This is a genomic window from Streptomyces sp. NPDC059989 (genome assembly GCF_042736975.1).
Lineage (GTDB): Bacteria > Actinomycetota > Actinomycetes > Streptomycetales > Streptomycetaceae > Streptomyces.
Genome location: NZ_JBHWUO010000078.1, coordinates 1 through 26,785, shown reverse-complemented (window position 1 = coordinate 26,785; position 26,785 = coordinate 1). Strand labels below are relative to the sequence as shown.

Sequence of the window (26,785 nt, the reverse complement as noted above, 5' to 3'; positions counted from 1 at the left end):
GGGCAGTCCCGGCGCGGCGGCCGCCGGGCCGGGGCCGGCTCCGGCTCCGGCGCCCGGGCCGATGCCAAGGCCGGAGCCCCGGCCCTGCAGGCCGAACCGTCCCCCCAGCCGGGAGGCGGCCGGGCCGCCCCGCCGGGAGGCGACCACCCGTTCGCCGAGGCGGGACACCGCCGTGCCCGCCGGATCGGCGAACAGGCGGTCGTCCGGGACGCGCAGTTCCGGGCCGAAGAGGGTGGACAGCTGCGGCCGCGGCAGGCCCGTCTGCAGGGCGACCACCTCCCGCAGCACGCCCGTCAGCTGGTCCGCCATCTCCTGCGCGGACGCGAACCGCCGCCCCGGATCGGGATCCGTCGCCCGTACGAGCAGCCGGTAGAAGGACTCGTACCGCCGGAACACCTCGATGTGCTCGGGGTCCGGCAGCGAGTCCACGAACACGTTCGTGTAGCCCTGGAAGTCGAAGGTGAGCACCGCCAGCGTGCGCGCCACCGTGTACAGGTCGGAGGCGACCGACGGCCCCAGCTCCGCGACCTCCGGCGCCTGGTAGCCCACCGTGCCGTAGATGGCCGACTCCTCGTCGTCCATCCGCCGCACCGCACCCATGTCGATCAGCTTCAGCTGGTTCTGCTGCTGGATCGCGTTGTCGACCTTGAAGTCGCAGTACAGAAGGTTTCTGCTGTGCAGGTGGCCGAGAGCCTCCAGCGCCTCGATCCCGTACGCGCACGCCTGCTCCACCGGCAGCGGATCCCGCCGGCCGTCCTGCCGGCGCCGCTCGTTCGCGATCTCCTTCAGCGACTTGCCGCCCACGTACTCCATGACGATGTACCCGTCCAGCGAACCGGTCCGCTGGTCCAGGTGCTCCACGAAGTTGTAGATCCGCACGATGTTGGAGTGCTCGATCTCCGCGAGGAAGCGCCGCTCCGAGATCGCGGCCTCCATCGCGTCCTGGTCCCCGGTGTCCAGCAGGCCCTTGAGCACCACCCACCGGTTGGAGACCGCGCGGTCCACCGCCAGGTACACCCAGCCCAGCCCGCCGTGCGCGAGGCAGCCCGCGACCTCGTACTGGCCGTGCACCACATCGCCCGCGTTCAGCTTGGGCACGAAGGAGTACGGGTGCCCGCACTTGGTGCAGAACCCTTCCGTCCGCCCGGGCCGCTCGCCCCGGGACCGGCCCACCGGAGCCCCGCAGTCCGAGCGCGAGCAGAACCGCTTGCGCTCCGGGACCTCCGGGTTCTCCAGGACCGCCGCCGAAGGATCCGGACGCGGCACCTCCGGCACGGTGACCAGCCCGGCCCCGAGCCGGCCGCGCCCCGAGGACGAGGCCGCCGAGCCCGAACTGCGCACCGACACCGACCGGGTGGACGCCGTACCCGACAGCGAGCGCGACAGCCGGCCCGATACGGAGCGCCGAGACCCCGAGGAGCGGGACGAGCGCGAGGACCTGGCCGAGGCCGAGGACCGCGCCGAACCGTGCGAACCCTGCGAGCCCATCGACCCCCGGGACCCGCCGGAGCCCAGCGAGCCGCCGCGCGCCGCGCTGGTCATCCCCGTCGGCGGCGACACCAGCTCCTCGGCACCCGCCGAGACCGCGCCGATCGGCGCCAGCCCGCAGGTGTCGCAGTACAGCTCGCCGCCGCCCATGTCCTCGTACGTCCCCGGGCAGCCGGGGCGAACGCACGCGGTTCCGATCAGGCTCATGCGTCCTCCTTTCCAGGCGTTCCCGCGCCACTTCCCGTGCCCTGCAACGACTCCGCCGCCGCCTGCTGGTAGCGCAGCACGGCCTGCTCCGCGGCCCGCAGGTCGCAGGGCGCGCTCCACAGCATCCGCCGGGCCGTGTCGTACCGCTCGATCAGCAGCGGGTCCTCCGCCATGCCGTGCCGGGCCACCTTCGCCTTGTACGCGTCCAGCCGCCCGCGCAGCTCCGCCCGGACCGCCAGCGGCGCCGTCACCGCGGTCAACGATTCACGGGCCCTGCGCAGTTCCTCCTCGGCCCGCTCCTCCAGCGATTCCAGCAGCGGGGAGAGCCGGTGCCAGCGCGACTGGCGCCGGTGCTCGGCCGCCGCCGCCAGCTGCTCCTGCAGGACCGTCGGCGGCCCGCTCACCGCGGGCACCTCCGACGCGGCGATCTTCGCCAGCACCTCGCCGCGGGCCGTCCGCGCCTCCGCCAGGGTCCGGTCGGCCCGCGACAGCACGTCCCGCAGGGCGATCAGCCGCTGCTCGGCGTCCTGCCGCACGTCCAGCACGGCCTCGACCTCCCGCCGTACGTCCTCCAGCGCGAGCGCGGCCCGGTCGTACCGCCCGGTGTCCGGACGGCCCCCGCCCGGCGCCGAACTCCCCGCCGCCGCCAGCCAGAACGCCAGCGGATCGGCGATCACCTGCGCCCGCAGCTCCGCCAGCTCGGCGGTGATGGCCTCCAGGTCGTCGCCCGAGGGGTGCTCACCCGGGCGCACCCCCACCGAGTGGGCCAGCGAGCGGGTGCGGTGCAGCTCGGCCGCGAGCAGATCGATCCGGGCGGGCAGCGCCGACCACACCGCGTCGGCGGCGACCACCACGTCCAGCGAGCTCGCGTACAGCCCGTTCATCCGGGCCACCAGCTCGGCGAGGGAGAGCCGCTCCGCCAGCGCGGCGCCCTCCGCGGCCGCCCCGGCGATCAGCACACCGGGCCCGCGCAGCCGCTCGGTCAGCTCCACCAGGTCCTCGCGGTTCGGCCAGCGGCGCCGGTCCCGGATCTCCCGGGCGGCGGCCAGGGCCCCGCTGTAGGCGTCGAAGTACGTCCACAGCCGGGTGATGTCCGCGTCGGCCGCCGCCCACCGCTCCTTGGTGACCCCGGCCAGCGCGGCCCCTTCCAGCAGCCGGCGCCCGGCGTGGTCCTGGAGGGCGAGCAGCGAGGTCTCGACGGCCTCGTGCTCCGCGCCCAGCCGGGCCAGGGCGCGGTCGACGCCGTCCCGGTCCATCACCGCCGACTGCGCCCCCGCCGACCCTGGCTCCACCGACTGTGCCTCCGCTTCCGATTCTGTCTCCGCACCGGAATCCACCGGCCTCAGCCGTCCCGGTACTTGGGCGGCGGCGGCGCGGCCACGCCGGGCAGCACGGGCTGGAGGTGCTTGAGGTACGACTTCATCCAGGGGCTGTCGTTGCCGCCCGCCCGGTAGTTCTCCAGCACCTTGTTGACCCGGCGGACCAGGTCGGCGGAGTCCTTGTTCATCGCCACACCGTAGAACTCGCGGGTGAAGGGCGAGCCGACCAGCTGCACCGACGGGTCCTGCGCGGCCTGGCCGGCGGCGAGGGCGTTGTCCGTGATGATGCCGTCCACCTCGCCCAGCTGGAGGCGGACCAGGCAGTCCAGCTGGTTGGGCACGGTGACCGGCACCGAGTTGTACGACTGGGCCTTCAAGGTGGCCTCCGCCGTGGAACCGGCGGCGAAGCAGATCCGCTTGTCCTTCAGCGAGGTGTCGTAGCCGGTGATCGGCGAACCCTTGGGCGCCAGCACCTGCTGCCCGGCCTCGAAGTAGGCCGTCGAGAAGGCGACGTCCTCCAGCCGCTTGCAGTTGATGGTCATGGTCCGCACGACGATGTCGACACGGCCCTCCTGGAGCGCCGGGATGCGCTGGCTGGTGGGCACGGCCCGGTAGATGACCGCGTTCGGGTCGCCCAGGATGTCCTGCGCTATGGCCTTGACCAGGTCGATGTCGAAGCCGTCGAGGCGGCCCCCGTCGGACTGGTTGCGGTACCCCCAGCGGAAGCTGTTCTGGTCCACGCCCGCGACGAGCTTGCCCGCCGCCTTGATCCGCGCGATGGACGCACCGTCCAGCCCGGACGGGCGCAGGCTGGCGTCCGGGTCCTGACAGGTGTCGGCCGGAGCCGCCGGAGCCGCCACCATCGAGGCCGGCTCGCGGACCGTCACCGGGCGGGCCGTGTCCGGTGTCGCCCGGGCCAGCGGCACCAGCACCGCCGCGGCCGTCACCGCGCAGGCGGCGGCCATCGCGCTCACCCCGCCCCAGCCGCGCAGCCGCCGCGTCAGGCGCCGCACGCCGACGGCGACCGCCGCACCCGGCCCGCCCTCCCGCTCGGCCCCGTCCCCATGGCCTTCGCCTTCGGAGGCTCGCATCGCCCGTATCCGCATCGCTCTCACCTGTACTCCGAAAGCCTGCGCCCGATACCGAGCAGCGCCGCCGCCGCGCCGACGACCGCGAGGGCCGCCGCACCGATCACCAGACCGCCCAGAGCCCCGAGCCCGTCCCGGGCCGCCCGGGTGAACTGCTGCTGCTCGTGGGCCACGGCCTGCTCCAGCGAGGCGTCCACCGTGTCGAAGGCCGCCCCGCTGCTGTCCTTGTGGTCCTTGTCCCCGACCACCTGGGGCAGCGCGGACTCGTAGTCCCCCTTCAAGTCCGCCTCCCGGGCCGCCGTGTGGCGCTGCTTCCACTGCTTCACACCGTCCGAAGCACGGGTCACGGGCGACCGTCCGGCCGCGTCGTCGGCCAAGCGCAGCGCGGTCGCCAGCCCCGCGTCGAGCTCCTTCATGTTGTTCGTGAAGTCCACGTCGTACTTGTCGGACTTGTTGTCCTCGGCCAGCACCGCGCCCCGCGCGACCAGCGTCAGGTTCTCACCGGCCCGCGCCTGGAGCGAGGCGATCCGCGCATCGTTGAGCACCTTCAGGGACTCCTGCCCATCCGCCCGCGCCTCACTCAGCGAGGACCGCGCCACCGTGTGCCCCACGGCCAGCCACAGCAGTACCACGACGGACGCGGCCGTCGCGGCCAACAGGCCGTGGTTGAACACCCGGTTCGTGCGCCGGTAGTTGCGCCGCTGCGCCCACACCAGGGCGGCGAGAGCGAACAGGCCCGCGGCGAGCGAGGCCAGCGGCCAGGACCGGGCGTCGTCGTAGTCCGTGTAGAGCCGGCCGGTCTCCGCCTCGTACAGCCGCTGCGCGGCGGGCAGCAGCTGGGTGGTCATCTGCTCGTTGGCGTACCGGAGATACGCGCCGCCCAGCGGCAGGCCCTGCCGGTTGGCGGCCCGGGCCTGCTCGATCAGCCCGGTGTAGCGCGGCAGCTGCTCGCTCAACAGGGCGATCTGCTCACGGGAGTCCTTGTTGCCGCCGGCGTTGGCGGCCGCGCTCACCAGCAGCCTGGAGGCGTTGGCGATGTCCTTCTCGTACCGCTGGCGCACCTCCCGCGGCTCCTGGGCGCCGAGCAGGAACCCGCTGGAGGAGGTCGTGTCGGCGTCCGCGAGGGAGCGGTAGATGCTCGCCGCGTCCGCGCTCAGCGGCTGGCTGCGGCCCACGACGTCCTCGGCCGCGGTGGACCGGCCGGAGATCTCCCACACGCTCACCGCACCGAACAGCACGATCAGGGCGGCCAGCGCCGCTCCGATGATCCGCAGCCGGCCGGGCTCGGTCGTCGCCGCCTCACGCAGCTGCTCCACGCCCTCGGCCCAGGCGGTACCCCGCCTCGGCGGCCCGGCCGGCGGCCCCGGGGACGGCACGGAGACACCGCCCTCCGGCGCGGGCGCGCGTGATGTGATGGCCACCGTGACCTCCCCCTCGGTCTCATGCTCCGCAGCAGTATGGCCTTAGCGACGGTCGACCACACCACCCGGTGTCCGATCTCGGGTGATCCACCTCCTGCCGCCGCGCCCGCCACCCCTTCAACGTCAATACGCGCGCACGACCCCCACGGTTCCAGATCCGCAGCCTCCAGGTGCGGTCCAACTGGCTTTCCGCGGGGAGTGTGCGGCGTCGGTCACTCGTTCGTGGGATCGTCGGGAATCCGGGCGAAGCGGCGAAGAACGCCGCGTTACGGTCGCGTCATGACGACACCGCAGACTGCCGGGGAGGCCGGGCACGCCCGGTACACCTACCGGCTTCGTGTGTCGTCCACTGCCGGCGCTGCGTTGCTCGCCGAGTGGGACCGGTGTCGCTGGATCTGGAACGAGTGCGTGGCGAAGTCCAAGCAGGTTAACGCTTGGAACCGGACCAGGCCCGAGGGCGCAGACAAGCAGACCTGTGGTCCTGCCCAACTCGACAGGATGCTGACCGAGGCCCGTGCTCGTACGGGTTGGCTGCGCGAGGGCAGCTCGGTTCCGCAGCAGCAGTTGATACGTGACTTCGGCAAGTCGAAAGCCAAGGCGCAGAAGGACATCCGGGATCGGTTGCCGATGGCGCGCCGGGCAGGGATGCCGAAGTGGAAGAAGAAGCGAGGGTCCGGCCCGTCCCTGAATTACACGAGGCGCGGCTTTCGGATCAAGGACGGCCGGCTGCACCTGGCGGGCGGCATCAGCCTGACGGTGGTGTGGTCGCGGGACCTGCCCGCCGATCCGTCCAGTGTTCGCGTCTACCAGGACACGCTGGGGCATTGGTACTGCTCATTCGTCGTACCCGCGCAGGTTGAGTTGCTGCCCGTCACCGCGCGGGTAATTGGCGTGGACTGGGGTGTGAAGGAGACCGCGACCACCACCAGCGATGCGCACGACCTGCCGCACGCACAACATGGCGGGAAGGTGACTGCGAAGCTCGCGCGCTACCAGCGGATGATGGCCCGCCGGAGGCCTATGAAAGGGAAGGCCGCATCGAAGCGTTACAAGGCAGCGAAGAAGCAGGCCGCGAAGCTGTACAAGAAGGCGGCCCGGCAGCGCCAGGACACGTCCCGCAAATGGGCCAAGTCGGTTGTCCGCGACCACGACGCGATTGCCGTCGAAGACTTTCGACCAGCCTTCCTGGCCAGGACCACCATGGCCAGGAAGGCTGCTGACGCTGCCATCGGCGCCACCAAGACGGCTCTGATCGAGATGGGCCGCAAGCACGGCCGTGCCGTGCACTTGGTACATCCCGCGCACACCACGATGGACTGCGCGCAGTGCGGAGCAAGAGCCAAGCACGCACTGCCGCTGGGTATGCGCACTTACACCTGCACCGCGTGCGGAGCCATGTCCTCTCGGGACAAGAACTCGGCCCACGTGATGCTCGTCCGGGCAGGTCTGGACCCGGCTAGCGCTGATCGCGGAAGACCTGACGGAACGAAGTGCCGTCAGGCAGCGTGAGCTAGAAGTCCCCTTCCCTATGGGCGAGGGAGTAGTCAACCGAAATGGGCACGGAGTTTCGCGTCGGCCGAGGGCGGGGAGCCGAGGGCGTCCAGGCCCAGGAGGGCTGCGCCCAGGACCGGCGGGGCCGTCACCACCGAAACCCGGGCGCGCGGGGCGCGTTCGGCCAGGAGTTCCCCGACGCGGTCGTTGAGCTGCGGGTGGCGGGCCGCCAGGACGCTGCCGCCCAGGACCACCGGGACCTCCTCGGACAGCAGGTCCAGGCGCCGCAGCGCCACCGTGGCCATGGTCGCGATCTCCTCCGCCTGGCGGTGCACCAGGGACAGCGCCACCGGGTCCCCGGCGGCCGCCACCGCGAACAGCACCGGGGTCAGCTCGTGCCGCCGCCCGCCCGGGATCCGGTCCAGGTGCAGGGCCTCGATCAGCGCGTACATCGAGTCGAGGCCGAAGTGGGAGGGCAGGGCCCGGGCCAGCTCCGTCGCCCCGCCCCGCCCGTCCTCGGCGCGGGCCGCGAACCACAGGGCCTCCTCGGCCAGTCCGCCCCCGCCACCCCAGTCGCCGGAGATCCGGCCGATCGAGGGGAAGCGGGCGGTCCGCCCGTCCGCGGTCATCCCGACGCAGTTGATGCCCGCCCCGCACACCACCGCCACACCGCGCGGCTCGGCGCCCGCGGGCAGCCCGGCCCGCAGCAGGGCGAAGGTGTCGTTGTGCACCGTCGTCGTGCGGCCCCAGCCCCGGCGCTTGATCTCGCGGGCCAGCGTGAACTCCTCCACCGGGAAGTCGGCGTTCGCCAGACAGGCCGACACGTGGTCGGCGCAGGGCCCCACCTCCCCCTTCACGTACAGGCCGACCGAGGCCATCGCCTCCGCGATCACGTCGACGGCCGCCGGCACGCCCGTGCGGAAGGGCTGGAACCCGCCGGCCCGCCCGGTGACCAGTACCGAGCCGTCCGGGGCGATGAGCGAGACGTCCGTCTTGCTGTTGCCCGCGTCGACGGCCAGTACGGAAGAGAGCGTCACGCCCACGACAGGTGCTCCTTGTTGTGCGCGAGCAGCCGGTCCGTCAGCCCCTCGGCGAGGTCGAACTGGCCCACCAGCGGGTGCGCCAGCAGCGCCCTGAAGACCCGCTCCCGGCCGCCGCGCAGCGCCGCGTCCAGCGCGAGGTCCTCGTACGCCGTCACGTGCGAGATCAGCCCGGCGTACAGCGGGTCCAGCTCCGGCACGGCCAGCGGCACCACCCCCGAGCCGTCGACGCACGCCTGCACCTCGACGACCGCGTCGTCCGGGAGGAAGGGCAGGGTGCCGTTGTTGTACGTGTTCACCACCTGCACCGCCGGGCCGCCACCGGCGCCGTCGCCGAGCAGCGAGGCCGCCAGGTCCACCGCCGCCTCCGAGTAGAAGGCCCCGCCCCGCTTGGCCAGCAGCGCCGGCTTCTCGTCCAGCGCGGGGTCCCCGTACAGGGCGAGCAGCTCCTGCTCCATCGCGGCGACCTCGGCGGCCCGCGAGGGCTTGGTCCCGAGCTCCCGGACGACCTCGTCGTGGGAGTAGAAGTAGCGCAGGTAGTACGAGGGCACGACGCCGAGCCGGTCCAGCACCGCGCGCGGCAGCCGCAGGTCCGCGGCGACGGCCTCCCCGTGCGCGGCGAGCAGGCCCGGCAGCAGGTCCTCGCCGCCCGGGCCGCCCCTGCGCACGCCCAGCTCCCAGGTGAGGTGGTTGAGCCCCACGTGGTCCAGGTGGATGTCGGCCGGCGCCAGGTCGAGCAGGGCCGCGAACTTCCGCTGGAGGCCGATGGCGACGTTGCAGAGCCCGACCGCCTTGTGCCCGGCTCGCAGCAGGGCCCGGGTGACGATGCCGACCGGGTTGGTGAAGTCGATGATCCACGCGTCCGGGTTGGCCCGCCGGACCCGCTCGGCGATGTCGAGGACCACGGGGACGGTGCGCAGCGCCTTGGCGAGGCCGCCCGCGCCCGTGGTCTCCTGCCCGACGCAGCCGCACTCCAGCGGCCAGGTCTCGTCCTGGAGCCTGGCCGCCTGCCCGCCGATGCGCAGCTGGAGCAGGACGGCGTCGGCGCCGTCCACGCCCGCGTCGAGGTCGGAGGTGGTGGTGACCAGCCCCGGGTGACCCTGCCGGGCGAAGATCCGCCGGGCCAGGCCGCCGATCAGCTCCAGCCGCTCGGTGGCCGGGTCGATCAGCACCAGCTCGCTGACGGGCAGGGTGTCGCGCAGCCGCGCGAAGCCGTCGATCAGCTCGGGGGTGTAGGTGGAACCGCCGCCCACCACTGCCAGTTTCATCGTGATCAGCCTTTCACTCCGGTCAGGGTGACTCCCTCGACGAACGCCTTCTGGGCGAAGAAGAAGAGGACGATCACCGGGGCCATGACCAGTACGGTCGCGGCCATGGTCAGGTTCCAGTTGGTGTGGTGCGCCCCCTTGAAGGACTCCAGTCCGTAACTGAGGGTCCAGGCGGCGGGGTTGTCGGAGGCGTAGATCTGCGGGCCGAAGTAGTCGTTCCACGCGGAGAAGAACTGGAACAGCGCCGCGGCGGCGATCCCGGGCTTCGCCATCGGCAGCACCACCCGCAGCAGGGTGCGCAGCTCGCCGCAGCCGTCGACGCGGGCCGCGTCCAGGTACTCGCCGGGGATGGTCAGCAGGAACTGGCGGAGCAGGAAGACGGTGAAGGCGTCGCCGAAGGCCATCGGGATGATCAGCGGCCACAGGGTGCCGGACAGGTCGAGCTGCTTGGCCCAGAAGAGGTACATCGGGATGACCACCACCTGCGGCGGCAGCATCATCATCGCGATCACGAGCAGCAGGGAGAGCCGCCGCCCGCGGAAGCGGAACTTGGCGAGCGCGTACGCGACGGGCACCGAGGAGACCACGGTCAACAGGGTGCCCAGTCCGGCGTACAGCAGCGTGTTGCGCCACCAGGTCAGGAAGCCGGGCGTGTTCCACACCTGGGCGTAGTTGCCCCACTCCCAGGTGTCCGGCCACAGGTCGCGGGTCAGCGCCTGCCGGTCGCCCATCAGGGAGGTCAGGAAGAGGAAGACGAAGGGGAGGACGAAGAACAGGGCGGCGGCCACGCCCAGGGAGTGCACCCCGATCCAGTGCAGTACGGCCCTGCGGCTGTGACTGCGGCTGCGCGTACTCATTCGCCGGCTCCGATCAGTCCGCCACGGCGGCGCATCAGGAGCGCGGTGAAGGCCATGGAGAGGACGAACAGGACCAGCGCCACGACACACGCGGTGCCGTAGTCGAAGCGCTGGAACCCGAGGTTGTAGACGAGCTGGGGCAGGGTCAGGGTGGACTTGTCCGGGTAGCCGGGCTCGAACTGCTGGCCCGAGCCGCCGATCACCCCGGCCGCCACTTTCCCGGCCACCAGCGGCTGGGTGTAGTACTGCATGGCCTGGATGACCCCGGTGACCACCGCGAACAGGATGATCGGCGAGATGTTCGGCAGGGTGATGTGCCGGAACCGCGCCCAGGCGCCCGCCCCGTCCAGCTCGGCGGCCTCGTACTGCTCCTTCGGTACGTCGAGCAGCGCGGCCATGAAGATGACCATCAGGTCGCCCACCCCCCACAGGGCGAGGGCGGTCAGCGCGGGCTTGGACCAGTCGGCGTCGGTGAACCAGCCGGGGGTGGGCAGCCCCACCGCGTCCAGCAGGCTGTTGACGGGGCCGGTGCCGGGGTTGAGCAGGAAGACGAAGGCCAGGGTCGCGGCGACCGGCGGGGCGAGGTAGGGCAGGTAGAACAGGGTCCGGAAGACCCCGGCCCCGGTCTTGACCTTCGTGATGAGCAGGCCGACGCCGAGGCCGAAGACGACCCGGCAGCTCACCATCACCACGACCAGCCACAGGGTGTTGCGCATCGCCGGCCAGAACAGCGGGTAGTCGGTGAAGACGTAGCTCCAGTTGTCCAGGCCGTTGAAGGCGGGCTGCCGGAAGCCGTCGTACTTCGTGAAGGAGAAGTACAGGGTGGACAGCAGGGGGTAGGCGAAGAAGACCGCGAACCCGATCAGCCAGGGGGACATGAAGGCCGCGGTCCGCAGGGCGGTCCGGCGGCGCTTCGCCCGCAGAGTGTGGGTGGTCATCGGTGGCTACTCGGCCTTCGCGATGTCCGTGTCGATCTGCTGGTCGGTCTTGGCGAGACCGGCCGGGATGTCGGTGACGTCGCCCTTCTCGACCGCGTAGGCGAAGTCCTCGAAGGTCAGCTGGTAGGTGCCGCCGTCGGCCCGGGCCGGGGTGGTGCTGGACTTCGGGTGCCGGGCGATGTCGAGGAAGGTCTTGAACTCCGGGGTCACCTGGAGGTTCGGGGACTCCAGGGCCGCCAGCGTGGAGGGCACGTTGTGGATGGCGTTGGCGAAGGCCACGACCGCCTCTGTGTCGGTGGTCATGTACTTGACCAGTTCCCAGGAGGCGTTCTGCTTCTTGCTGCCCGAGGCGATGCCCATGATCGTGCCCGAGACGTAGCCCTTGCCGTAGTCGGCGGCCTGGTCGTCCGGAACGGGCAGCGGCGCGGTGCCGATCTCGAACTTCACCCCGGCGTCCTTGGCCATCGGGGCCCGCCACTCGCCGTCGATCTGCATCGCGACCAGACCCAGGTGGAAGGGGTGCTCGGCGCTCCACTCGTCACCGAAGGTGTTGCGGAACCTCTCCAGCCTCTCGTAGCCGCCGAGCCGGGCGACCAGGTCCTTCTGCGCGGTCAGCATCTTGGCGAAGCCCGGGTCCTTGGCCAGGTTGGACTTGCCGTCGGCGCCGAAGTAGGTGGCGCCCCACTGTGCGGCGAGCCGCGTCGGCTTGGTCTCGTAGCCGTGGAAGGTGGGCATCAGGCCGAGCTGTTCGTACGAGTCCCCGCTGGGCTTGGTCAGCTTCTGCGCGGCCTCGGCGAACTGGCTCCAGGTCCTGGGGGGCTCGGTGATGCCGGCGGCCGCGAAGGCGGTCTTGTTGTAGACGAGGCCGTACGCGTCGTTGAGCAGCGGCAGCGTGCACTGGTTGCCGTTGAACTGGGTGTACTCCAGCAGGGTCTTGGGGAAGACCTTCGCCTTGTCGACGCCGGACTTCTGGAGGAAGGGGTTCAGGTCGGCGAAGGCCTTGGAGTTGCAGAACTTGCCGACGCTGTCGGTGGTGAAGGAGGAGACCACGTCGGGGGCCTTGTCCCCGCCCGCGCGCAGGGCCTGGTTGATCTTGTCGTCGGTCATGTTGCCGGTGACGTTGACCTTGATGTTCGGGTGGGCCTGCTCGAACCGGGCGATGTTCTCCTCGATCGCCTTGGTCTCGCTCGGCGCGGACCAGCCGTGCCAGAAGTTGAGGGTGACGTCCGCCTTCGGGTCGTCGGAGGCCTCGTTGCCGCTCTGGCCCGTGCACGCCGTGGCGAGCACGGATATCGCGGCGAGGGCGGCGGCTGCGGTGGTCAGGCGGGGGGTTCTGGGCATGGCGATGTCACTCTCTGCGCGGGGGGAGTTCCTCGGAGGTTGCAGAAGGGGCGAACGACGGAACGGGTGTGGGGGGCGGTGCGGTTCAGCGGCGTGGTGCGCAGGGTTCGTACGCGGCGGTGGTACGCAGGGGTGGTTCGCTGAGGTGGTTCAGCGGGAGGTGTCGAACACCTCTTCGCGGACGGTGGCCAGCGCGCTCTCCAGCGCGCCGTGCAGGACCGGCCGTTCCCGTACCGCGCCGGAGACCAGGCGGGGCCGGGACGGGGCCAGCTCGGCGAGCTCGGCCTCCAGCAGGCGGCGCAGCGGGTCCCCGCCCGCGTCGATGACCGCCCCGGACAGCACCACGATCTCCGGGTCCAGCACGGCGACGAGCGAGGCGAGACCGGTCGCGAGCAGGGTGGCGTACGACTCGAGGAAGCGCAGGTGCGGGCCCTCGGGCGCGGCCGCGGCCTGTGCGAGCAGCGCGACGGCGGCGGCCACTTCCGCGCTGTGCGGGCCGTCGGCGTCCGGCCGCGGCTCGGCCTCGACGCCCAGTTCCGCGGCGAGCCCGGGGACCACCTGTACGCCGGCCAGCTCCTGGTAGCCGCCGGTGTTGGCCCGGGTCACCTGCCGGACCAGGGGGTGGCCCGGCACGGGCAGGAAGCCCACCTCGCCCGCGCCGCCGGTCCAGCCGCGGTGCAGCCGGCCGCCGAGCACCAGGGCGGCGCCGAGGCCCTCCTCGTTCCACAGCAGGACGAAGTCCTCGTGGCCGCGTGCCGCGCCGAGGCGCTGTTCGGCGACGGCGGCGAGGTTGACGTCGTTCTCGTACTCGACCGGCATCGGCAGGGCCGCCGCCAGCTCTTCGAGCAGGGTGGGGGAGTGCCAGCCGGGGAGGTGGCTGGCGTACCGCAGCCGGCCCGTCTGCGGGTCGAAGGCGCCCGGGGTGGCGATGACCACCCGGTGCAGGTCGGAGCCGTGCAGCCCGGCGGCCTTGACGGCTCCGCCGAGGGCCTCGGTGACCTGCCGGACGGCATCGGTGCCCTCGGCGTACGGGACCTCGTGCGTGCCGATCACCGTGCCGGTGACGTCGGCGACGGCCGCCAGGACGCGCCCGGGGGTGACGTCGAGCCCGCCGACGTACGCCGCCCGGGGGTTGACCGCGTACAGCTGGGCGCTGGGGCCGGGGCGGCCGCCGTCGGTGCCGGTGGCCACGACGAGTCCGGCGGCCTCCAGGCGGGCCAGCAGCTGGGAGGCGGTGGGCTTGGAGAGCCCGGTCAGGTGGCCGATCCGGGTCCGGGACAGGGGGCCGTGCGTCAGCAGGAGTTCGAGTGCGGCCCGGTCGTTCATGGCACGCAGCAGGCTGGGCGTTCCGGGGGTGGCGGCGGGCATGGCGCGATCTCTCCCTCACCGAGGTGAACTGTTAAGTAAGTTTCCTATCACCGTTCGGGCCGTGTCAATGGCGCTGCCCCGCAGGATGTGACCTGCGGGGCAGCGGGGTGGGGCGATCGGGGCTACTTGGTGATCCGGGGGCCCGTCGGGGGCGGGATCGGGGTGGTGGCCAGCGACTGCGGGGAGGTCGGGTTCGCCAGCGCCGACGGCGGGGCGACCGCGGCCGCCGGGTCCGCCGGGGCCTCTTCCGCGTCGTCGGCGGCCGGGAGCCCGCCGATGATCCGGATGCCCGCCGCGTCGAAGGCCTCCTTGATCCGCCAGCGCAGCTCCCGCTCCACGGCGAACTGCTTGCCCGGCATCGTCTTCGCCGAGACGTTCACCGTCATCGAGGCGAGCAGCACCTCGCCCAGGCCCAGCACTTCCACCGGACCCCACAGGCGCTCGTCCCACGGGGTCTCCTTCGCCAGGGCCTCGGCGACCTCCTGGATCACCTCGCGGATCCGGGGCATGCTCTCCGTCGGCTTGACCTGGACGTCCACGGCCGCGGTCGCCCAGCCCTGGCTGAGGTTGCCGATCCGCTTGATCTCGCCGTTGCGGACGTACCAGATCTCGCCGTTGTCCCCGCGGAGCTTGGTCACCCGCAGGCCGACCTCGATGACCTCGCCCGAGGCCACGCCCGCGTCGATCTTGTCGCCGACGCCGTACTGGTCCTCCATGATCATGAACACGCCGGACAGGAAGTCGGTCACCAGGTTGCGGGCACCGAAACCGATCGCCACACCGGCCACACCGGCACTCGCCAGGAGCGGGGCCAGATCGATCTTCAGCGCGGCGAGGACCATCAGCGCGGCGGTGCCGAGGATCACGAACGAGGCGACCGAACGGAGCACCGAGCCGATCGCCTCCGAACGCTGGCGGCGCCGCTCGGCGTTGACGAGCAGCCCGCCGAGCGCGGTGCCCTCCACCGCCTCGGCGCTGGTGTTCATCCGGTTTATCAGCTTGGTCAGCGCCTTGCGGACCACCGAGCGGAGCGCGGCCGCGATCACGACGATCAGCAGGATCCGCAGACCGATGCTCAGCCAGGTGGCCCAGTTCTCCTCGATGAAGCTCGCGGCCTCGGTGACGCTCTCCTGTGCCTCTTTGACCGAGGGGGGCGCGTCGGGTACGTCGGCTGCGAGCGGCAGCAGAGCGGCGGGCCAGGGCACGACAGGAACCTCCCGGTAGAGCGGTCTGCCGCCCGGGGGTCCCCCCGGACGGAGTCCGGGGGCGGATGTGGGGGCAGACCAACCACACTAACGGGGCATTGCCTTCACTCCGGCGCGGTGTTCGAGGGAGAGACCAGGCTCACCCGGGGATGTAGTGGGTGTGGTTGAAAACACCCCGAGCCCGTTACGAGCTCGTGGTGGCGCTTCGACCAGCCGTAAGGAGAGACTGGAGAGCAGATCGTCCCGGCGCGAGCCACGCGCCGCCGGCGTACAAGGAGGCAGTCCGTGCCGCACGTCCTGGTCCTCAATGCGTCGTACGAGCCCCTCGGCGTCGTACCGCTCCGCCGCGCGCTCGTCCTCGTCCTGGAGAACAAAGCGGTCTCCCTGGAGGAATCCGGCGCCTATCTGCACAGCGCGACGAGAGCCGTCCCCGCGCCCAGCGTGGTCCGGCTCAAGCGTTTCGTGCGGGTCCCCTACCGGGGGCCCGTTCCACTCACCCGGCGCGCTCTGTTCGCGCGGGACGGCGGCCGCTGCATGTACTGCGGCGCGGTCGCCACCAGCGTCGACCACGTGATCCCGCGCAGCCGGGGCGGGCAGCACGCCTGGGACAACGTGGTGGCCGCCTGCCGCCGGTGCAACCACGTCAAGGCCGACCGCCACCTGCTGGAACTCGGGTGGCGCCTGCGCCACCAGCCGGCCCCTCCCTCCGGGCTGGCGTGGCGGATCATCGGGACGGGGCACCGGGACCCCCGTTGGATGCCGTATCTCCAGCCGTACGGGGCCGAGGACGCGCTGGACCGGATCGGAGTCGCGGCCTCCTGACCCTTGGGCTCCCGCCCGGGGTCCTGTCCGAGCCCGGGCGCGGCGCCGCTTCCTGGGGCGGAGCCCCCGACAGCGGCGCCGCAGGGTTACGGGCCCGTCACCGCGTAGGCCTCCACCGACCAGAGGGAGCACCCGTACCGCGTCGCGCGGACATCGCACGTGACCCGGACGAACCGCGTGTTCGGCGCGTCCACCCGGAGGGACTCGTGGCCGCCCCGGGACGCGGGGACGGCCGCGGCCGGCTGCCAGGTCACGCCGTCCGCGGAGGTCTGGACCCGGTACGCCGAGGGATGGGCGTCCTGCCAGTGCAGCTCCAGGCGGCCGAGCCGGGCCGGGGCCGGGAGTTCGGCCTGCCACCACGCGCCGTCCACCGGCGGGGAGGACCAGCGGGTCGCCGAGGAGCCGTCCACGGCCGCCGAGGCCGGGAAGTCGGGGGTCTCGTCCGCCGAGGAACTCGCCCGCGCGGTGCGCAGCAGGTCCGGGCCGCCCGTGCGCGGCACCGCCCGGACCGTCAGCGTGCGGGACTCCCCGTTGAAGGACACCGGGATCTCGTAGCTGCCCGGCGGGGTCGTCGGTGCGACCACGACCTCGAACGGGACCGACACCCGCCCGCCGCGCGGGACCACGGCCTGGGCCGGGAGGCGGACCTCGATGCCCGCCGGCGGCTGCGCCGACAGCGGGCCGCGGACCTCGCCGGCGCCCAGCGCGGACAGCTCCGCCGAGACCCGCCGCGGGGCGCCGCCGATCTCCGCGTCGGCCCGGGCTCCGTCCGCCAGCTCGAAGCGGGCCTGCGGGCCGTCCCCCAGCCAGGGGACCACCTGGTGCACCGCGGGCGCGGCCCCGGGCCCCGCCCAGGACAGCCGCACCGCGTCGGCCCGCAGCCCCGCCGTGTCCACCTGGGTCCAGCCCGAGGCCGCCGCCTCGGCGACCTTGCGCCAGCCCTCGCCCGGCACGTGGGCCTCCACCGCCGCGCCCCGGGTGCCCGCCGGGAGCGGGTCCGTCATCACCGTCACCGCCGACACCGGGCGCTCCGCGTCCAGCCGTACCGTCCAGGCGCCCGCGTCCCGCGTCACCGTGCCCGTCCGGCGCGCGACCCCGGTCCAGGCGTCCGCCTCGTCCGCCGCCCGCTTCAGGAAGGGGTCCAGCACGGCCTGGTCCACCCGGGCGTTCCCCGGCACGGCCAGCGTCTGCCGGGCGCGCGCCAGCGCCTGGGAGGCCTGCCAGGCGGCCGCCCCGTCCCCGCGGGCCTGGGCCTGCAGCACGTCGACCGCCAGCTCGCCCGCCGCTCCGTAGCGCGACAGCCGCTGCAGCCAGGGCCCCGCCTCGGCAGCCAGGGCCGGCAGCCGGTCGGGGGCCTCGCGCAGCACCGTGAAGGCCCGCCGCAGCTCGGCCCCGGCCGCCGGGTCGCCCGCGGCGCGGGCCTTCCAGAACCGGTCGACCAGCGGCGCCAGGTACGCGGACTCCTCCTGCTTGAGCCCCGACGCGGCGGTGTTCCCGGCCAGCGCCGCCACCGCCTCCCGGGCCCGGGGATCGCGGCCCGCCAGCTCGCGCACCGCCGCCGCCCACGACTCCCCGGCCCGGTAGTCGCCCGGATTCCAGGCGAAGTCAGCCGCCGTGAACAGCGGGATGCGCGACAGGGTGCCCTGCGGCATCGCGTTGGCCAGCAGCGCCGCCGAGCCGCCCGCCACCGCCGGCTCGCGGCCCACGTACGGGCCGAGGAAGATCCGGCCCGGGTCCCAGTCGTTCACCGGGTAGTTGTCCATGGTGACCAGTGGGTGGCTGAGCGCGGAGCGGGCCCCGGCCAGCTCCTTGCCGGTGATCGTGCGCGGCACCACGCCCACGCCCGTCCAGGCGACCTCCACCCGGCCGTCCAACGCGCCCGCCAGGGCCGTCCGGTAGGCGGTGGCGCCCTCCTGGTAGAACTCCGTCGGCAGCAGCGACAGCGAGGCCGCCCCCGGATGCCGGGCGGCCAGGTGCGCCGCCAGTTCGTTCAGGACCTCCGCGTGCGCCTTCGCGGCCGCCGCCGGGCCCTTCCCGAAGCGCGCCCGGTCCGCGCCGCAGCCCCATTCGGTGTAGCTGATGTCCTGGAACTGCACCTGGAAGGCGCGGAAGCCGAGGTCCCACATCGCGTCGAGCTTGTGCGCGAGCGCCGTCCGGTCGGCCGCCGATGACAGGCACATCGACTGGCCGGGGGTGACCGCCCAGGCCAGCACGACCCGGTTGGCGCGGGCCCGTTCGGCCAGCGCGCGGAACTCCTCCTGCCGCTCCCGCGGGTACTCCTGGCGCCAGCTCGTCGTCCGGTACGGGTCGTCGCCGGGCGCGAGCAGCAGCCGGTTCTGCTTGGTGCGGCCCATGAAGTCCAGCTGCGCGAGACGCTGTTCCTGCGTCCACGGCTGCCCGTAGAAGCCCTCGACGATCCCGCGGACGGGCGCGGCGGGCCAGTCCCGCACCTGCACCCCGGGCACCTTCCCCGCACCGGCTTCGAGGAGTTGGCGCAGCGTCTGGGCCCCGTGGAACAGGCCGTCCTCGCCCACGCCGGCGAGCGTGACCGTGTCCCGGCCGCCGGGCCGCCCGACGGCCAGCCGGTAGCCCCCGTCCGGCAGATCGCCGGCCTCGGCCGCGCCCAGCGCCCGCAGCGCCTCCTGCGCGTCCTGGCCCTGGAGCCGTACGACCGTGCCTCGCTCCGGCAGCGGCTGCCCGGGGGCCCGCTCGTGCAGGGTCCGTACGCCCGCCCCGCGCAGGGCGTCCCGTACCAGCTGGACGGCGTACGGGTCGGCGTCCGACGGGGCCACGAGGACGGCCTCCGCCTCCAGCGCGACCTCGCGCGCCGGATCGGCCGCCATCGACCGCGGCCGCGGCCACACGGCCGGGCCCTCGGCCGCGGTGCGCGGGGTGTCGGCTCCGGGGTCGGACACGGGGACGGTGCCGGGCGCCGGGTCCTGGGCCGGGCCGTCGGGGGCGGTGGGTGCGGAGGGTGCCGCGAAGGCCCCGGGAGGCGCGGCGGCCACGGCGCCGCCGAGCAGCGTCCCGATCACCGCGACGGCGGCGGCCGTCGCCCGCTTCCTGCCCCTGAGCTGCACAGAGCCTCCTCGTCCCGAGACGTCCCCCGCTCGTACGAATGAGCCCGAGCCCACCACCAGTGCGGGTGGGGTGTCAATGCAGGTGGGTGATCTGACCGGGATACGCCAGGAATGCGATGCCCCCGAGTGGGTATGGCTCGGGTGTTTCCCGGCGGCGTCCCACCCTTCTGCACCACCCTTCTGATCCACCCTCACGCACGAAGGAGTGCTCGTAGATGGACGACCTCGCCCGGCTCGCGGCCCTGCACGGCATCGCCACCGCCTACCATCCCGCCGCGGACGTCACCGTCCAGGTGCCGCGGGGCACGGTCGCCACCGTGCTCGGGCTGCTGGGGGTGGCCGCCGAGACGCCGGAGGAGATTCGGGGGAGCCTGACCGAGGCCGAACGGTCGGCGGCGGCGCGGCTGCTGCCGCCCGTGTTGGTGCGGTGGGCGGGCGGGCCGGCGCCGGCGGCCCTGGCCGCGCTGCCGGCCGGGACGCGGATCCGGCTGGAGCCGGAGGCCGAGGAGGCGGACCTCGAGGAGGCGGACCTCGGGGAGGCGGACCTCGGGGAGTCGGGGCTTGCCGAGGCGGGGCTCGGGGGTGCCGCTGGGGGCGGTTCCGGTGCGCCGGGGCCGGGCGCGCGCCGGGGCACCTCCTCGGGCGCCGAACGTGGCCAGGGGTCGGAGAGTGCAGCCGAAGTGCGTTCGGCGCCCTGCGGGGGCGCCCCGGCACACACCCGGCCCCGGCGGCGTTCGGCTGCGGTCGAGTGGCGTACCGGTCCTGCCGGATCGCTGCCCGACGGGCTGCCGTTGGGGGTGCATCGGATTGACGTCGTCCTGCCCGACGGTCGGGGCGCAGAGGCGACCTTGATTCTGGCTCCGGAACGGGCTCCCGCCGCACCCGAGCGGGCCCATGGGTTGCTCGTGCAGCTGTATTCGCTGCTTTCCGAGCGGTCCTGGGGGATGGGTGACCTCGGTGATCTCGCCGCGCTCGCCTCCTGGGCCGGTCGGACCCATGGTGCCGGGTTTATTCAAGTCAATCCGCTGCACGCGGCGGTGCCCGGTACGCCGACCGATCCATCCCCTTACCGGCCCTCCTCGCGGCGTTTCCCCGACCCCGTGCACCTGCGCGTCGAGGACGTTCCGGAGTACGGCCGCTGCCCGGAGGGGGAGGCCCTCGCCGAACTCGCCGCCCGGGGTGGGGAGCTGCGCCGTGAGGTGCTGGAGAAGGGTGCGCTGATCGACCGCGATGCCGTCTGGGACCTCAAGCGGCAGGCTTTGGAGCTGCTCTACGTCGTTCCGCGCAGCGTCGAACGCGAGGCCGACTACCGGCGGTTCTGCGCCGAGCAGGGGCCGGCGCTCGATCGGCACGCCGCCTGGTGCGCCGCCGCGGCCGGGGACCCCGGGGAGCGCGGCGACTTCCACCGCTGGCTGGTCTGGCTGACCGACGCTCAGCTCGCCGCCGCCCAGCGGGCCGCGCGGGAGGCCGGCATGGCCGTGGGCATCGTGCACGACCTCGCCGTCGGCGTGCACCCCGAGGGCTCGGACGCCAGGACCGGCCCCTTCCACGCCCGGCACACCTCCGTCGGCGCCCCGCCGGACGCCTTCAACGCGCGCGGCCAGGACTGGGGGCTGCCGCCCTGGCGCCCGGACCGGCTGGCCGCCACCGGGTACGCCCCCTTCCGGGCCCTGCTGCGCGGGGTGTTCCGGTACGCCGGTGCCCTGCGCATCGACCATGTCATGGGTCTCTTCCGGCTCTGGTGGATCCCGGAGGGCTCCCCGCCGGCAGAGGGCACGTACGTCTCGTACGACGGCGAGGCCATGCTGGCGATCCTGGTGCTGGAGGCCCACCGGGCCGGGGCCCTGGTCATCGGCGAGGACCTCGGGACGGTCGAGCCGCGGGTCCGCCGCGCGTTGGCCCGGCGCGGGGTGCTCGGCACCTCGGTGCTCTGGTTCGAGCGGGACTGGGACGGCGCCGGGAACCCCCTCGCGCCGCAGGCCTGGCGGGCCGACTGCCTGGCCACCGCCACCACCCACGATCTGCCGCCGACGGCCGCGAAGCTGGCCGGCGGCCATGTGGAACTGCGGGACCGGCTGGGCCTGCTGACCCGCCCGGCCGAGGAGGAACGGGCCGAGGACGCCGCCGACACCGCCGAATGGCTGGAGCTGCTGGACCGCCTCGGCCTGGACACCAAGGGCGAGGAGGCCGCCGTACGGGCCCTGTACGGGTTCCTGCTGCGCACCCCGGCCCGGCTGGTCGGGGTATGGCTGCCGGACGCGGTGGGGGACCGGCGGCCGCAGAACCTGCCGGGGACCTGGGACCAGTACCCCAATTGGCGGCTCCCGGTCGCCGATGCCGGGGGGCGGCCGCTGACCCTGGAGGAACTGGCCGCATCGCCGCGGGCGAACGCCCTGCTGAGCGCGGTACGGGCGGGGGCCGCCGGGGACGGGTGACCCCGTACGGCACCCCCGGGCGCGCGGGTCGTTCGGGCGTTCGCTACGTTTGCACCGTGGACAAGAAGAACGCTCTGCGCGCCGGCGCCGTCACGGCCGGAACGACGCTGATGATGCTGCTGATGACGTCTCCCGCCCTCGCGGTGACCCGCGACGACGGCGACGACCCGGGTAAGGGCCTGAGCATTGGCGAGACGCTCGGCCTGTACGTGGCCGCGCCGATCGTGCTGTTCCTGGTCATCGCGGGCCTGGTGATGGTCGGCGACAAGTCGCGCAAGCAGCCGAACCAGGGCTGATCCCACACTTCACTTCCGGGGCGCCGGGGGTCCGTGACGGCACCGACAGGTGCCGTCCGCCGACCCCGGGCGCTTCGGCATGTCAGGGCCCGGGCGGGTCCTGACGGCGACATGGGTCGTGTCGGCCATTGAGGAGCCCGCCCCACGGCCGCCGGGGCCGGAGACCCCCATGGCGCCCCGCCGACAGCCTTACGGCATGTCGGCCAGGAGTTTGCGCAGCAGGCCGCTCAGCACGTCGACCTCCTCCTTGCTGAAGCCGGTGAGCGCGGCGCGCTGGACCTCCAGCCCGGCGGTGACGGCCTCGTCGATGAGGGCGAGGCCGCGGTCGGTGATCGTCACCTGGAGCCCGCGCCGGTCGTGCGGATCGGGCTTGCGGGCGAGCAGCCCGGCCTTCTCCAGCTTGTCCAGACGCCCGGTCATGCCGCCCGTGGTGAGCATCAGCGTGGCCGACAGCTGGCGGGGCGAGAGGGTGTACGGACTTCCGGACCGGCGCAGGGTGGCGACGACGTCGAACTCCCCGCGGGAGATCCCGTAGCGGTTGTAGGTCCGCTCCATCTCGTCGCCCATGGCCTTGGTGATCCGGTAGATCCGGCCGAAGACGGCCATGGGGGCGGTGTCCAGGTCCGGTCGTACCGCGTACCACTGCGCGGTGATCGCGTCGACGGCGTCCTTGTTGGCCTCGGTCATGAGCGCAGTATCCAGCTTCCACTTGTTCGTTCGCAAGAAAGTTGCTTGACGGAAAGTAGCTTAGGAGTAAGCTACTTTCCAGTGACCTACTTCGGGGGAGACGTGATGAGCACAGCCAAGGGAAGTGCCGGCGCGCGGGTGGCGGGGGAGCGGTCGCTCCTCGTCGGCGTCGGGATCAGCGCGGTCGGGATCGGCATGTACGTCCCCTTCTCGCTCGTCTTCTTCCACCACGTCACGGGCCTCTCCTTCACCATGGTCGGCCTGGTCATGACCGTCACCGGGGTCGCCGGACTGGCCTTCATGCCGCTGGCCGGCACGGCCGTCGACCGGTTCGGCGCCAAGAAGGTCAACCTCGTCCTCTACGCGATACGGGCGCTCGGCTTCGCCCTCTACCCCTTCGCGGGCAGCCTGCCCGCCTTCGCCGCGGTCTCCCTCGTCACCGCCCTCGCCGACCGCTCCTTCTCCGTCGTCCAGCAGTCCCTGATCGGGGAGGTGGCGCGCGGCGCCGCCCGCGACCGGCTCCAGGCCTCCATCCGTGCCCTGCAGAACGCCGGGATGGGCGCGGGCGCCCTCCTCGTCTCCGGAGTGCTGGCGATGTGGGGGACCGGCGGATTCACGTACACCGCCTGGGGCAACGCCCTCGCCTTCGCCCTCGCCGGACTGCTCGTCAGCCGGGTCCGCCCGGTCCGCGACACCGACGCCACCGCCGCCGCCGGCTCCGCCGGGCGCGCCCCCGCCGGCTACCGGATGGTCCTGCGGGACCGCCCCTTCCTGGGTCTCACCGCCGCCAACTTCCTCACCGCGCTGGGCTACTCCGCCCTCTCGGTCCTCTTCCCCCTGTACCTCTCCACCTGGCTGATGGCCCCCGACTCCCTCACCGGAGCCGCCTTCACCGTCAACACCGTCCTGTGCGCCGGCGTCGGCGTGCTCGTCGCGGGCCGGGTCCGCCGCTCCGGAGCCCGCCGCACCCGCTCCGCGGCCCTCGGCGCCCTGCTCTTCGCCGCCGCGTTCGTCGGGCAGATCGTGCTCGGCACGCTGCGCCCCGGCCAGACCGCGACCCTGGTCGTCCTGCTGGCCATCGTGGTCGTCTACACCCTCGGGGAACTGGTGCACAGCCCCTCCGGAGGCGCCCTGTCGGTCTCCGCCGCCCCCGAAGCCGTCCGCGGCCGCTACCTCGCCACCTACCAGCTCTCGTACTCGCTGGCCGGCGCCCTCGCCCCCTCCCTCTTCACCGCCCTGCTCGCCGTCGACGGCCGCCTGCCCTGGGCCGTCCTCACCGTCACCGCGCTCGGCGCCGCCCTGGCCCTGCTCCGGCTGGAGCGCCACCTGCCCGCCGAGGCCGTGTACGCGGAGCCGCCCGCCCCGGTCGCGGCCTCGGACGCCGCCCCGGCGCCGCGCCCCTCCGTGCCCGCCGTCTGAACCTCACCCCTTCCTCACCTGCCCGAGGAGCAACCCGCCGTGAAGCGCATCGCCACCGTCGCCCTGACCGCCCTCGCCCCCGTCTCCTGGGGCTCCACCTACGCCGTGGCCACCGAACTGCTGCCGCCCGACCGGCCCCTGTTCACCGGCGTGATGCGGGCCCTGCCCGCCGGACTGCTGCTGACCGCCCTCGCCCGCACCCTGCCCAAGGGCGCGTGGTGGTGGAAGTCCGCCGTCCTCGGCACGCTCAACATCGGCGCCTTCTTCCCGCTGCTGTTCCTCTCCGCCTACCGCCTGCCCGGCGGGGTCGCGGCCGTGCTCGGCGCCGCAGGCCCGCTGTTCGTCGTCGGACTCGCCGCCCTCGTCCTCGGGGAGCGGGCGAGCCTGCGCACCGTACTGGCCGCCGTCGTCGGGGCGTTCGGCGTGAGCATGGTCGTCCTGACCGCCGAGGCGAAGCTCGACCTCGTCGGGATCATCGCCGGCGTGATCTCCTCCGCCTCCATGGGCGCCGGCACCGTCATGACCAAGCGCTGGGGCCGCCCCGAGGGCGTCGGACCGCTGGCCATGACCGGCTGGCAGCTCACCGCGGGCGGGCTGGTCATCATCCCGGTCGCCGCCCTCGTCGAAGGGGCGCCGCCCGCGCTCGACGGCAAGGCCTTCCTCGGCTACGGCTACATGATGCTGATCAACACCGGGATCGCGTACTGGCTCTGGTTCCGCGGCATCGGGCAGCTCACCGCCACCTCGGTCACCCTGCTCGGCCCGCTCTCCCCGCTCACCGCCGCCGTCATCGGCTGGGCCGCCCTCGGGCAGGCGCTGAGCCCCGTACAGCTGGCGGGCATGGCGATCGCCTTCGCGGCCACCGTCGCCGGCCAGCTCGCGGCCGCCCGCACCGCACCCAAATCGTTCAGTTCTACTGAACAGATCAATCAAAACATTTCGATAGACCTGAGCGATGAGCGGGTGCGACGGTAGTCCCACGACACACCGACCGACCCCGAGGGGGAGACACACAGTGGCCGTCATGGACCGCGTCCGTACCGTTTCGCAGGCACAGCCCGCCACCACGGGGAAGAAGGGGGCCGCCGGACTCGGCGTACTCCTCGCCCTGCTCGCGACGGTCGTCTGGTCCGGCAGCTTCGTCGCCACCCGGGGGATGGCCGACTCGGTCCCGCCCGTCCAGGCCGTCTTCTGGCGGTGGATCATCGCCACCCTCGCCGTCGCCCCCTTCGCCGCCCGGCAGGCCTGGCAGCAGCGGGCGCTGATCCGCAAGCACCTCGGCTTCATCGCCCTCGCCACGCTGTTCGGCGTCGCCCTCTACAACACCCTCGTGCACCAGGCCGGACTGACCACCTCCGCCTCCAACATGGGCATGATCATGGCCGCCTCGCCCGTCATCATGGCGCTGTACGCCCGCCTCGGCGGCGAACGGCTCGGCGCCCGGCGCACCTTCGGACTGCTGCTCGCGGCCTTCGGGGTGCTGCTGCTGGTCGGCGACGGCTCCCTCGGCTTCGACTTCGGCGCCGGCGACCTGTGGATGTTCGGCGCGGCCCTCTCCTTCGCCACCTACAGCGCCCTGCTCAAGCGCAAGCCCGCCGAACTGGGCGGACTGGCCTTCCTGCTCACCACCTTCGTGCTCGGCGCGCTGATGCTGGCCCCCGCCTACGCGGTCTCCCTCTCCGTCCAGGGCGGCTTCGAGATCGGCACCGGAACGGTCGGACCGCTCCTGTACGTCGGGGTGTTCTCCTCGGCCGTCGCCTTCTTCGCCTGGAACAAGGCCATCTCGATCATCGGAGCGGCCCGCGCCGGAGTCGTCTACTACCTCCAGCCGGTCTGCGTGGCGATCCTCGGCTTCCTGCTCATCGGCGAGCAGACCGGACCGGCGCAGCTGCTCTGCATGGCGCTGATCCTCGGCGGTGTCGGGCTCGGTGCCCGGCGGTAGGTTCGGCCCCATGACCGAGTGGGACATCAAGAAGCTGCGGATCCTGCGGACCCTCGCCGAACAGGGGACCGTGACCGCGACGGCCGAGGCGCTGCACATGACGCCCTCGGCCGTTTCGCAGCAGCTGACGAACCTCGCCCGGCAGTTGGGGGTGGCGCTGCTGGAGGCCCAGGGCCGCCGGGTCCGGCTCACCGACGCCGCGCACCTCGTACTGCGGCACGCGGAGGCGGTGTTCGCCCAGCTGGAGCGGGCCGACGCCGAGCTGGCCGGGTACCTCGCCGGAGACGCGGGGGAGGTGCGGGTCGGCGCCTTCTCCACCGCCGTACCGGCCCTCGTGGTCCCGGCGGTGGCGGCCCTGCGGCGGAGCCACCCCGGGGTGGAGGTCCGGGTACGGGAGACGGAGGCCGCCGAGTCCTACGAGCTGCTGTCCGCCGGGGGCGTGGACCTGGCGCTGTCCCTGGCCGCCCATGCGCCGACCGCGCGCGATGCCCGGTTCACCCGGGTGACGCTGCTGGAGGACCCGCTGGACGTGGCGCTCCCGCCGGGCCATCCGCTGGCGGCCGCGGCCGGTCTGCGGCTGGCGGACCTGTCCGGGGACCCGTGGATCTACGGGGGCAGCGGGCCCTGGTCGGAGATCGCCGTGGGCGCGTGCGAGGCGGCGGGGTTCGTGCCCGAGCAGGCGCACTCGGCGTCCGGCTGGACGGCGATCCTGGCCATGGTCGAGGCGGGGATGGGGGTGGCGCTGGTGCCGCGGATGGTGTCGAGCCGGGCCTCGGGGGTGGCGGTCCGGGTGCTGGCCCGGGACCGGCCGACCCGGCACGTGATCGCGGCGGTGCGGCGGGGGGCCGAGGCCGCGCCGGCGGTGGCGCATGTCCTGGCCGCGCTCCGGGCCGTCGCCGCCGAGCGGTAGCCGCGCCGCGGCGGGGTGCGCGCCTGCCGCTGCGCGGAGCCCTCCCCTACCCGCCCTTCCACCGTTCCCCGGGGCTCAGCCCCGGACCCCCCGCGCGGCTCAAAGACCTGGGGCTCCGCCCCAGACCCCGCGCCTCAAACGCCGGCGGGGCTATCTATAGCCC

Annotated in this window: 21 protein-coding genes; 8 read left to right on the top strand and 13 right to left on the bottom strand. The window is 73.2% G+C overall.

Annotated elements, in window-relative coordinates; genetic code table 11:
- The 4 genes from ACFWBN_RS36865 to ACFWBN_RS36850 all read right to left on the bottom strand — a co-directional run.
- A partial coding sequence (locus ACFWBN_RS36865) for a serine/threonine protein kinase (RefSeq protein ID WP_385185238.1) occupies window positions 1–1,695 on the bottom strand: 1,695 nt, incomplete at its 3' end.
- The gene (locus tag ACFWBN_RS36860; protein ID WP_385185241.1) at window positions 1,692–2,951 is read right to left on the bottom strand and encodes a hypothetical protein; all 1,260 of its coding nucleotides are present in this window, start codon (window positions 2,949–2,951) and stop codon (window positions 1,692–1,694) included. The genes ACFWBN_RS36860 and ACFWBN_RS36865, both read right to left, overlap by 4 nt.
- An 86-nt stretch (window positions 2,952–3,037) precedes the next feature.
- Window positions 3,038–4,105 carry a transporter substrate-binding domain-containing protein gene (locus ACFWBN_RS36855; RefSeq protein ID WP_385185235.1) on the bottom strand — a complete coding sequence of 356 codons (1,068 nt, stop codon included), beginning with the start codon at window positions 4,103–4,105 and terminating at the stop codon, window positions 3,038–3,040.
- Between the two features lie 20 nt (window positions 4,106–4,125).
- Window positions 4,126–5,523, bottom strand: coding sequence for a hypothetical protein (locus ACFWBN_RS36850; RefSeq protein ID WP_385185232.1), 1,398 nt, complete (start codon window positions 5,521–5,523; stop codon window positions 4,126–4,128).
- A gap of 279 nt (window positions 5,524–5,802) precedes the next feature.
- On the opposite strand from ACFWBN_RS36850, the gene ACFWBN_RS36845 reads away from it, so the two are divergent.
- The gene (locus ACFWBN_RS36845; protein WP_385185229.1) at window positions 5,803–7,032 is read left to right on the top strand and encodes an RNA-guided endonuclease InsQ/TnpB family protein; all 1,230 of its coding nucleotides are present in this window, start codon (window positions 5,803–5,805) and stop codon (window positions 7,030–7,032) included.
- 35 nt (window positions 7,033–7,067) lie between these two features.
- On the opposite strand, the gene ACFWBN_RS36840 is transcribed toward ACFWBN_RS36845, so the two are convergent.
- From ACFWBN_RS36840 to ACFWBN_RS36810, 7 genes are all read right to left on the bottom strand, one after another.
- Window positions 7,068–8,057 (bottom strand): N-acetylglucosamine kinase, encoded by a 990-nt coding sequence (locus ACFWBN_RS36840; RefSeq protein ID WP_385185226.1) that lies wholly within the window; start codon window positions 8,055–8,057, stop codon window positions 7,068–7,070.
- Window positions 8,048–9,322, bottom strand: a complete 1,275-nt coding sequence (locus tag ACFWBN_RS36835; RefSeq protein WP_385185223.1) for a 6-phospho-beta-glucosidase — start codon at window positions 9,320–9,322, stop codon at window positions 8,048–8,050. Before ACFWBN_RS36835 ends, ACFWBN_RS36840 begins: the two co-directional genes overlap by 10 nt.
- A 5-nt stretch (window positions 9,323–9,327) precedes the next feature.
- On the bottom strand, window positions 9,328–10,179 hold the full coding sequence (locus ACFWBN_RS36830) for a carbohydrate ABC transporter permease (RefSeq protein ID WP_385185220.1): 852 nt from the start codon (window positions 10,177–10,179) through the stop codon (window positions 9,328–9,330).
- Window positions 10,176–11,117: a carbohydrate ABC transporter permease gene (locus tag ACFWBN_RS36825; RefSeq protein ID WP_385185217.1), complete on the bottom strand. Its 942-nt coding sequence runs from the start codon at window positions 11,115–11,117 to the stop codon at window positions 10,176–10,178. The genes ACFWBN_RS36830 and ACFWBN_RS36825 overlap by 4 nt, the downstream gene beginning before the upstream one ends.
- A gap of 6 nt (window positions 11,118–11,123) precedes the next feature.
- Complete coding sequence (locus ACFWBN_RS36820; RefSeq protein ID WP_385185214.1) at window positions 11,124–12,458, bottom strand: ABC transporter substrate-binding protein; 1,335 nt, start codon at window positions 12,456–12,458, stop codon at window positions 11,124–11,126.
- A 150-nt stretch (window positions 12,459–12,608) separates the two neighbouring features.
- On the bottom strand, window positions 12,609–13,826 hold the full coding sequence (locus ACFWBN_RS36815; protein ID WP_385185211.1) for an ROK family protein: 1,218 nt from the start codon (window positions 13,824–13,826) through the stop codon (window positions 12,609–12,611).
- Between the two features lie 122 nt (window positions 13,827–13,948).
- Entirely contained in the window at window positions 13,949–15,031 is a 1,083-nt protein-coding gene (locus ACFWBN_RS36810) for a mechanosensitive ion channel family protein (protein WP_385185208.1), read from the bottom strand.
- Window positions 15,032–15,316: 285 nt separating this feature from the next.
- On the opposite strand from ACFWBN_RS36810, the gene ACFWBN_RS36805 reads away from it, so the two are divergent.
- Entirely contained in the window at window positions 15,317–15,853 is a 537-nt protein-coding gene (locus tag ACFWBN_RS36805; RefSeq protein ID WP_328925761.1) for an HNH endonuclease, read from the top strand.
- Window positions 15,854–15,939: 86 nt separating this feature from the next.
- On the opposite strand, the gene ACFWBN_RS36800 is transcribed toward ACFWBN_RS36805, so the two are convergent.
- A complete protein-coding gene (locus tag ACFWBN_RS36800) occupies window positions 15,940–18,933 on the bottom strand; it encodes a beta-N-acetylglucosaminidase domain-containing protein (protein ID WP_385185204.1) in 2,994 nt (997 codons plus the stop codon).
- Between the two features lie 215 nt (window positions 18,934–19,148).
- Here ACFWBN_RS36800 and ACFWBN_RS36795 point away from each other — a divergent pair, with 215 nt between their 5' ends.
- Both ACFWBN_RS36795 and ACFWBN_RS36790 read left to right on the top strand, forming a co-directional pair.
- On the top strand, window positions 19,149–21,368 hold the full coding sequence (locus ACFWBN_RS36795) for a 4-alpha-glucanotransferase (protein ID WP_385185201.1): 2,220 nt from the start codon (window positions 19,149–19,151) through the stop codon (window positions 21,366–21,368).
- Between the two features lie 56 nt (window positions 21,369–21,424).
- Window positions 21,425–21,664 carry a hypothetical protein gene (locus tag ACFWBN_RS36790; RefSeq protein WP_385185198.1) on the top strand — a complete coding sequence of 80 codons (240 nt, stop codon included), beginning with the start codon at window positions 21,425–21,427 and terminating at the stop codon, window positions 21,662–21,664.
- A 189-nt stretch (window positions 21,665–21,853) separates the two neighbouring features.
- On the opposite strand, the gene ACFWBN_RS36785 is transcribed toward ACFWBN_RS36790, so the two are convergent.
- A complete protein-coding gene (locus tag ACFWBN_RS36785; RefSeq protein WP_385185196.1) occupies window positions 21,854–22,351 on the bottom strand; it encodes a MarR family winged helix-turn-helix transcriptional regulator in 498 nt (165 codons plus the stop codon).
- A 105-nt stretch (window positions 22,352–22,456) separates the two neighbouring features.
- Between ACFWBN_RS36785 and ACFWBN_RS36780 the strand changes: the two genes are divergently transcribed.
- Genes ACFWBN_RS36780 through ACFWBN_RS36765 form a run of 4 tightly spaced genes read left to right on the top strand, consistent with a single transcriptional unit; the run spans window position 22,457 to window position 26,622 of the window.
- Window positions 22,457–23,770 carry an MFS transporter gene (locus ACFWBN_RS36780; protein WP_385185193.1) on the top strand — a complete coding sequence of 438 codons (1,314 nt, stop codon included), beginning with the start codon at window positions 22,457–22,459 and terminating at the stop codon, window positions 23,768–23,770.
- A gap of 39 nt (window positions 23,771–23,809) precedes the next feature.
- Window positions 23,810–24,745 (top strand): EamA family transporter, encoded by a 936-nt coding sequence (locus ACFWBN_RS36775; RefSeq protein WP_385185190.1) that lies wholly within the window; start codon window positions 23,810–23,812, stop codon window positions 24,743–24,745.
- A gap of 40 nt (window positions 24,746–24,785) precedes the next feature.
- Window positions 24,786–25,712, top strand: a complete 927-nt coding sequence (locus ACFWBN_RS36770; RefSeq protein ID WP_385185187.1) for a DMT family transporter — start codon at window positions 24,786–24,788, stop codon at window positions 25,710–25,712.
- Window positions 25,713–25,722: 10 nt separating this feature from the next.
- Window positions 25,723–26,622 carry a LysR family transcriptional regulator gene (locus ACFWBN_RS36765; RefSeq protein ID WP_385185184.1) on the top strand — a complete coding sequence of 300 codons (900 nt, stop codon included), beginning with the start codon at window positions 25,723–25,725 and terminating at the stop codon, window positions 26,620–26,622.
- The last annotated feature ends 163 nt before the right edge of the window (window positions 26,623–26,785 follow it).